The organism is Arthrobacter sp. Hiyo1 (assembly GCF_001263615.2).
Classification (GTDB): domain Bacteria; phylum Actinomycetota; class Actinomycetes; order Actinomycetales; family Micrococcaceae; genus Arthrobacter.
This window is the reverse complement of record NZ_DF952470.1, coordinates 567,064-574,254: the sequence shown is the minus strand read 5'-3', so window position 1 is coordinate 574,254 and position 7,191 is coordinate 567,064. Positions and strand designations below refer to the sequence as shown.

Genomic DNA, 7,191 nt, shown 5'->3' with positions numbered 1-7,191 from the left:
CGCCTCGGAGTGGAAGCCAGTGAGCACGCCCACCACGGCGGAGGCGCCGGAGCGAAGGCCGGACAACATATCCGAGCTCGTGTCCCCCACCACGACGACCTCGCGGACATCATCCAGGTCAAGGGCCAAGACTGCCGTGAGAATCATGTCTGGGTAAGGGCGCCCGCGGCCGGCGTCGGCCGGGCACAGGCTGAGATCGGCCTTCCCCATCCAGCCCAGGGACTCGAGCACCATGTTCTGGGTGTGCCGGCCGAAGCCCGTAGCCAGGCAAACTTTCACGCCGGAGTCTCGCAACCAGTCGATGGTTTCCTCAGCACCTGGAATAGCCCGGACGCCACCGTCGGCAATCAGATCGTCGTAGGCGCGTTCGAAGGCCTTGTTGGCGCTCTCAGCTCGTCGTGCTTCTTCAAAAAGATGGCTGAAAACGGTCAACTTGGAAAAGCCCATGGTGTCCCGGGCGTAGCCGAGCATGCTTTCGAAACGGGGCGAACCAGGCTCGACGCCGGTCTCCTGCAGGGCGAGCGACATCGCCCGCTCGGTACGGCCATCGTCGGTAATCGTGGTGCCCACCATATCCAAGACAGCAAGCCGCAGCCGCTCCGCACGGTGTGCCCCGGCGTCGTCCGCGTTGATCCTCTTGCTGCTGTCCATGCTCATGGCGCCCCTTCGCTGGTTGATGACCGAAATCGTGCGGCCACGTTAGTCCGCCCAGCTTGCCCCCGGTCCGCTACGGCGGCCTGAACCCGGCGCGACGAGCGGGTGAATTCCGCAACAACGGCGCCAAGGGAGCTCCGCGCCGGGCTGTTTTGACCCGGACGAGGTGACTCTATTACAGTTGTATCTTGCGTGATTCAGCCGGTACCCGGACGATAGCGCGGTGCTTCCTTAGCTCAGTCGGTAGAGCGTTTCACTCGTAATGAAAAGGTCATCAGTTCGATTCTGATAGGAAGCTCGAAAAGCCCCGCCATTCCACGGATTTGGCGGGGCTTATTTTTTGCTCCGAGGTCCGGGCTCCACTTTTGACTCTGTTGCTGGACTCGTAGCAGCGACCCGACCCCGATCATTGAGTGCTTGGCAACAGAAGACAGGGAACCGTGATAATCGGTGACGAGTATCATGCCCAGAAGGAGCGCGGCAAGGCCAATCAACCCGAAGGTGTACGGGAAGACTGCTTTCGCTACGCCGCCCGGCAGCGCAAGTGGACCCAGGACGGTGACCAGAACGGCGCCGACACACGTCGCCCACGCCACACGCAGCGGCAACGGGAGCGACCCCAGTTTCCTTGAGACTTCTCCCCAATGCCACCCCTCCGCTGATTGCCCTTGCCCAAAGAGTAAGGGCTACCGTCCTGCCGCGACAGAGGTCCGACCGGACCACCCCTTTTATGAGGGACGGTGCCATGCGGGCGCCCCCGAGGTCTTGTCTGCATACCGTTGCCACCACCGAGAACCTTGACCAGCGACGTTCCGTGGCAGACGATATTCGAATCGTGCTGCGTTGGCGCTCACTCCCGAGCTGCTCCAAGTGGCAGCTATCAGGGGGACAGCATGGCAAACGTGACAGTCGATCCGGACATTTTTGAAAGTCAGGGCGAGCGGTCTGAGGGGATCTTCGATGGCTGGGAGGGGCCTTCACCGTTCTTCCTGGTCATTTCGGACGAAACGGACAAAGCGGCGGAGGCACTCCATGTTGCGATAGGACGATGCATGCGTGTTGACGGCAATGGCAACGAGCTGACCGCCGCCGAGATGGCAAGCACCGGGGAATACACCGCAAATTACTGCTCCCCGGTCTACCTCACAGACACAGGCCTGATGGCGTACTTGGACACAAACGGTGAGCTACCGCGGGCCATGGCCGACACAATGCTCCGCATCCTCGTGGAGGAAGTCGAGGCACGCGACATTACCGCCCATCTGACTACTCCGCCGCGAGGCTCCGAGTCAACGGCAGGGTGCACAGAATGGGAAGACTCTGAGGCGGGAATGGCAAGACTGGCTTTCGAAATAGCCAACCTTGACCCGGAATGGCCATAAGGCCAATGTGGCGGCTACGTCGTCCGGGCTGGGAGCAATCATCAATCATGTCCAAGCGCCGAATGCACGGTACGTGGGTGTTGTACTTGTTGCCGCCTTTCGCCGTCGTGAGCGGGAGAGACAGCCCGGCGGGTGGGTCTAATGTCCACTTCGGAGAGGTCCCGCAGGACGGGCAGGGCCGCTGACGTGACCAGAAGAGCGCAGGGGCCGACGACCAGCAGAAACACGTGGCAAGCCGTGTACTCGATGTTCGGTCCGATGGCGGTCGCCAACTTCACGATGCTCCTCGTCATCGTCCTGTTCGTTGTGTTTCAACCCAAAGCCAGCGATCCGAGTACGTATTGGGCCATCGCATTGATGGCGGTCTTGATGCTTATCGCGGGAGTCCTGATGGTGAAGGGAATGCTCCGACTCAGGCTCGTCCGCAAATCGCACAAGGAGGACCGGCGACGCATCGCCGCGGGCCTTACGTTGGAACCCGAACGCGACGATGACTGAAACCCCGGGTGACCGAATGACTTACGTTTTCAGAGGTGGCTTATCGAACTCCGGGCGGTTCAGGATCAAAGGACCGTGGGTGATACTCACCATGAGCGCCTAGCAGCTTGAGTTCCGCCCCCGATGCCGGTGGTGGGCGCGCCACTTCGGCCCTTGGCGGCTCGAGCGTTCGGCCGTCCGCGAGATCTATCCGGGGCGTCCGCATTTCATCTTCTCCTGGACTCCGGTGAACTTCCTCGCCAAGGAGAACATGCCGTGGATATTTATGGCCGAATGGCCGGAGGGGGGTCCTCGGAGCCGCGGAAGAGCTCGGCTACCCGGCTCGATACGAGGGAGCGCCCTGTAGTACATGCCGAACTTGGAGAAGCTCTGCAGGGTCGTGTAGCCATGCCGGTACTCCCTGCGGGCCTTGTAAATGGACACCGCGCCCGACACCGCCGCGGTGAGTCTCGCGAGCACGAAGATCCCGTAAAACACGAGGGCGACGTTCTTGACCCCGGCGCCATTGTTGCTGGCGATCGCAAACCCAACCATGAGTATGCCCGTGCCTAGGAAGGCCAGGAGACTTGTTGTGGAGGTCCGCTGCCAGGCTGCGGCGCTGAAACCCTTGAGCACGGGATACCGGACCGTCGGCTCCCACGGCGCGGTCGGGACCGCGCCGCCGCCTGGTCCTTAATGGTGTGAAGCACGTGAGCCTCCTGGGGATTCCACCGGACCAAGTCGGCCTTTAGACTTCGTGAGCCGGTTCATCTGCCGCTTGGCCCCGGTGCCGGGTCTTTCTCTGGCCACGTCGTGTAGCCGAGTTTCCGCTCGGCGTAGTAGGGGCGGATCGCGAGGACAGCGATCACCATGGCCCCGGCGCACAGGGCGATGGCAAGCCAAAGGGGCACCAGCGGTATCCACGTCGGGAAGGCATAGTGGGTGGCGGCGTCGATCAGTGCCAGCGGTGCTCCAACCCCCAAGGCGGCCAGGATCCCTTTGATGAAAGGAACGGCCCGGATCAGCCACATTCCCGCCGGCGGCTGGACAGGCAGCGTGTCCCATTGGCTACGTGGAACGAACCTCACCTCGGCCATTCAAACCCTCCCCACAGGCAATCGACGCTTCGCTGTCACTGAACGTCATGCTACACAGAAACTGCCCATTCGTTTCGGCCCGTCAGCGCGGCGAGCAGGGGCGACGCCAAGGCAGGCATGACGCCAACATCCCGATGTTTAGTACCTTGTTGAGGCCCCGATAGAGGCTCAGAGCGGACACGGCGGAGGCCCGGCCAACAATTGCTTTCGGGGAAGGAGTCGAGAAGCTAATCTTGTCCAAGCCCCTATGCCTGAAGGTATCGGGGCTTGAGGGTAACGCAAATGCCGTGCATCGTCGGCCCGCGTTCACCTTGGCGATCTATTTGGGGGTTGGTTGCATTGAGGTTTCCGCGCGTTCTCATATCGCTGCTCGCCGGCATGATGATCCTGCCGATTTCCGGTTGCTTGAGCGCTTCAGTACCAAGTGCGGCACCGACAGACGCCTGGACGATCAGCCCCGGCCCCACATCCAGTGCGGCCCCTGCCCAGGTCTATTCACTGGCTCAACTGCGCGCAATGGTTGCAAGCGTCCGTGCTATCAACGGTGCCGCCGCCACGGTACTGGACGACGCCCAGCTCAAAAAGATCCAAGGCATCCAGTCGATGGGTTCATCATTGCTGAGAACTGACCCCGATGAATGCCTCAGCCTGCTGCACGACGGAAGCCTCTCCGATGACCGGATACCGGCAGCCGCGGCCCTGATCGGCCCGCCCGCGAGCCAGTCAGCAATTACCGCATCCTCCGATGATTCCGGGCTGTTCTGGCAGGGCATCTACAGTCTCGAAAAGACCCGGACCCGCTGCTCACCATCAACCCTGACCCTCGACGGCCAGACCGCCAAGTACGAGCTTTCACCCGTCCTTGCAGACCTGCACGGGCAGAAATCAACAGCCAACGTCCAGACCATCACCGACCAAACGGGACCGCATTACACGCTGAGCATGGTGGCCATGAGCGGCACCCTGTTCGTCACCGGCAGCAAGAAAATCCCGGCCACGCAGCCGACCGACGTCGAAATCAAAGAGCTGAGCGGCTACATCAACACCGTCATCGACGGAGCAGGCAAAGCTATCCCCTCGGCGCCGGCAACAGGCGTCGGCGCATAGACTGCGTGCGAGGCACAGCCGACCCGACAGAACCCGCCATCAACTCCGACGCCAACCGAAAACAGGGGACTAAATGAATAGAGAGTCCGAGGACCACACACCGGCCCAGCCAGACGAGACAATTCAAGGCGTCGCGCCCCTATTGTCGACGGGGGCAGATGGCAAGAACGGCCAACGTCAGTCAGGGCGTAGAAGAAGTACCTTGGTCTTCGGCATCGCCGGTCTGGCCGTCCTCTGCGGCGCCGGGGTCTGGGCACTGCTTCCCCAGGCGCTGAACGGCGGCCAGGATGCGGCGGCCGCCTCTACGACACAGGCTGCTCCCCCGCCCACCCCGACCGCACGGCCAACTCCAACTCCGCGTCTGACAGATTACACCGACCCGACCCACGGCTTCGAAGTGAAATTACTCAGCCCGCCCACCCACACCAAGGTCGCAATTCCCCTAACAGCCGATACGACAGCAACCGCGGACGTATTCAACGCCCAATACCACGGACAATCCGTTATCGCTGTCCCATTGCCGTGCATGAACCCTGCACACACGACCGAGATCCTGCAAGGCTTCATGGATTCAACCGTGAACGGTCAGGGAAAATCCACCTCAGCCCCGCCGGTCGTCGAAACCCGTGATTCGACAACGTTGCAGTCGTTTCCTGCGATCCTTGGCAAGTTCACGTACACCGACGCCGATGGCCGAAGACTGAACGCTCAAATCCTCACTGTCATGCACGGCTCAACCCTCATCCAGGCCCTCGCCATATCCGGCTCTTCCCCCGATGCCTTCCTTGATGCCGGACAAAAGGCCTTCATGGACTCACTCCACTTCCTGGACCGACCCGCACCCAGTGCACCGATGTGCGACCCCTCCTAACTCCCCGTGGCGGCCGGCCAAGGAGTCACTATGTCCGCCGTCTGGACAGCCTTCCGCCGGCATCGCCCCGTAGTGCGGCTGTAATCTTTTGCCACCTGGGGTGGGTCTATCCTGCATGCAGGAATGCAATGCATCGGCAAGTTGCCGGGATCTTGGGGGCGTCATCAAAACTATCCGGTTGATCAAGCGGCTTGCCACTGAGATGCCACAGCCCGCTCGCGCATTGTCATGGCTGATCCCTTCACTCTTCATCGCAGGCCTGCTGATCTATGTCCTCACACGACAGTTTTGGCCCTCACGCATCGCTATTGGCGCCGCTGGTGTGTTCCTTTTCGCATTTGGATTTTGCGTCTTCCGGGACATCAACGGTGCGGCAAGTTCATGGTCGCGCATGTACAAGGAGAGCCGGGGCCTCTCCCCTGAGCATTTCACTTTTGCCGACGTGCCGACACTCAACGGCATGGGATTCATCTACATGGTCATGGCCGTGCTTTGGCTTTGCATGGCGGTCTTTGCAATGTAGACGTCGATGGCCGGACCCGTGCGGAACGTCATTCGTCATGCCTGCGCGCCACCCCAGCCCAGACACCTACTTCTATGTCAGGCTGTCGTCGTCCGGCTCCACCTCGAGGGCGATCGACTGGTCATGGCCGAGGTTGTTCAGAATCGTCAAGATGATTGCGGCGAGCAGAAGGACCGGTGGCCATTAACCGAGCGGGCTACCTGTGAACGAAATGAATGACGTGACGTCCGTCCGGCATCAGAGTAGGTAGTTCGCTTTCAAGGCTCCGACACACCCGTGGATTCCCGGCATGCAGGCATGCTTCCACGCCGTATCGTAGGCTCGCCTGACATCATTCCAGGAGAAAGAACAGACCTCATGAGCAGTGTTCCTCCACCTCCCGAAAAGCGCTGGCCGCCCGACGCCCCGCAGATACCTAATCCATACGCACCAGTCCAGCCACGCGCTCCGTTCAGCAAGGCGGCAATAGCGGGTTTCATCATCAGCTGCGTCGGGCTTTTCGTCTTTGCCATGGTGGGCCCGCTCGGGACCGCCATCTCAGCCTTGGCTTCCGGCGGGCCAGAGAGCGCGGGTTGCGTGGTCGCGGGCTCGCCATCGCGGGCATGATCATCGGTGTCGCCGATTTTGCGTTCTATCTCATCGCCCGGTACCTCCTTCATCCGTGATGCACAGCTGGCCAGGTGGCCCTATTTGCCCGCACCCTGCCCGCAGGGTTTGTGTACCCGTGGCCAGTCCTTCGGCTGCATGAAGTCCACGAAGCTCTGTGAGGTCGCCGAAGGCGTTGAGACCCGGGGCGAGTAGGCTGCCCGGCGCGCCGGGCGCTGCGAAGTTCAGGCAACAGGATAGAAAAGATGGGCGGGAGTTACCGGCTTCCGCCCGTCGTCCCCTTTCCGGAGGACGGACTTCCGAGCCACTGAACACTTGAGGGTCATGAACTTCCGCAATCGCCTCGCCCTGCCCGCCGCGTTCCTCTTTGCTGCATTGGCCCTCGCCGGATGTCAGCAGGGAACCCACCCCGCCGATGCGATGACCAAGGCCGCGTCGCCGGCCGTTCCCCAGGCAGTGGCGCCCGTTCCCGGG

The 7,191-nt window shown here is 61.6% G+C and carries 8 protein-coding genes and 1 tRNA gene; 6 read left to right on the top strand and 3 right to left on the bottom strand.

The genetic code is table 11. From position 1 onward, the window contains the following. On the bottom strand, positions 1-651 hold a 651-nt coding region (locus AHiyo1_RS11525), incomplete at its 3' end, for an HAD-IA family hydrolase (protein ID WP_253257285.1). Between the two features lie 228 nt (positions 652-879). Here AHiyo1_RS11525 and AHiyo1_RS11520 point away from each other — a divergent pair. The 3 genes from AHiyo1_RS11520 to AHiyo1_RS11505 all read left to right on the top strand — a co-directional run bounded on the left by AHiyo1_RS11520 (position 880) and on the right by AHiyo1_RS11505 (position 2,534). Continuing rightward, positions 880-952: transfer RNA gene (locus AHiyo1_RS11520), tRNA-Thr, on the top strand. A 595-nt stretch (positions 953-1,547) separates the two neighbouring features. Then, positions 1,548-2,036: a hypothetical protein gene (locus AHiyo1_RS11510; RefSeq protein WP_059388657.1), complete on the top strand. Its 489-nt coding sequence runs from the start codon at positions 1,548-1,550 to the stop codon at positions 2,034-2,036. A 186-nt stretch (positions 2,037-2,222) separates the two neighbouring features. Next, positions 2,223-2,534, top strand: coding sequence for a hypothetical protein (locus AHiyo1_RS11505; protein ID WP_172465578.1), 312 nt, complete (start codon positions 2,223-2,225; stop codon positions 2,532-2,534). Positions 2,535-2,720: 186 nt separating this feature from the next. Here AHiyo1_RS11505 and AHiyo1_RS11500 read toward each other — a convergent pair whose 3' ends face one another. Together AHiyo1_RS11500 and AHiyo1_RS11495 are read right to left on the bottom strand one after the other, a co-directional pair. Then, positions 2,721-3,149, bottom strand: coding sequence for a hypothetical protein (locus tag AHiyo1_RS11500; protein WP_059388655.1), 429 nt, complete (start codon positions 3,147-3,149; stop codon positions 2,721-2,723). 131 nt (positions 3,150-3,280) lie between these two features. Beyond that, the gene (locus AHiyo1_RS11495) at positions 3,281-3,601 is read right to left on the bottom strand and encodes a hypothetical protein (RefSeq protein ID WP_216363185.1); all 321 of its coding nucleotides are present in this window, start codon (positions 3,599-3,601) and stop codon (positions 3,281-3,283) included. Positions 3,602-4,126: 525 nt separating this feature from the next. On the opposite strand from AHiyo1_RS11495, the gene AHiyo1_RS11485 reads away from it, so the two are divergent. The 3 genes from AHiyo1_RS11485 to AHiyo1_RS11475 all read left to right on the top strand — a co-directional run bounded on the left by AHiyo1_RS11485 (position 4,127) and on the right by AHiyo1_RS11475 (position 6,111). Continuing rightward, positions 4,127-4,717 (top strand): hypothetical protein, encoded by a 591-nt coding sequence (locus AHiyo1_RS11485; RefSeq protein ID WP_059388652.1) that lies wholly within the window; start codon positions 4,127-4,129, stop codon positions 4,715-4,717. A 73-nt stretch (positions 4,718-4,790) separates the two neighbouring features. Continuing rightward, positions 4,791-5,588 carry a hypothetical protein gene (locus AHiyo1_RS11480; RefSeq protein WP_172465577.1) on the top strand — a complete coding sequence of 266 codons (798 nt, stop codon included), beginning with the start codon at positions 4,791-4,793 and terminating at the stop codon, positions 5,586-5,588. Positions 5,589-5,703: 115 nt separating this feature from the next. Beyond that, complete coding sequence (locus AHiyo1_RS11475) at positions 5,704-6,111, top strand: hypothetical protein (protein ID WP_059388650.1); 408 nt, start codon at positions 5,704-5,706, stop codon at positions 6,109-6,111. Positions 6,112-7,191 lie beyond the last annotated feature (1,080 nt).

Coding starts and splice junctions, on each gene's coding strand:
- AHiyo1_RS11475 (WP_059388650.1), top strand. CDS start 5,704: ATGCAGGAATGCAATGCATCGGCAAGTTGCCGGGATCTTGGGGGCGTC.
- AHiyo1_RS11480 (WP_172465577.1), top strand. CDS start 4,791: ATGAATAGAGAGTCCGAGGACCACACACCGGCCCAGCCAGACGAGACA.
- AHiyo1_RS11485 (WP_059388652.1), top strand. CDS start 4,127: ATGGTTGCAAGCGTCCGTGCTATCAACGGTGCCGCCGCCACGGTACTG.
- AHiyo1_RS11510 (WP_059388657.1), top strand. CDS start 1,548: ATGGCAAACGTGACAGTCGATCCGGACATTTTTGAAAGTCAGGGCGAG.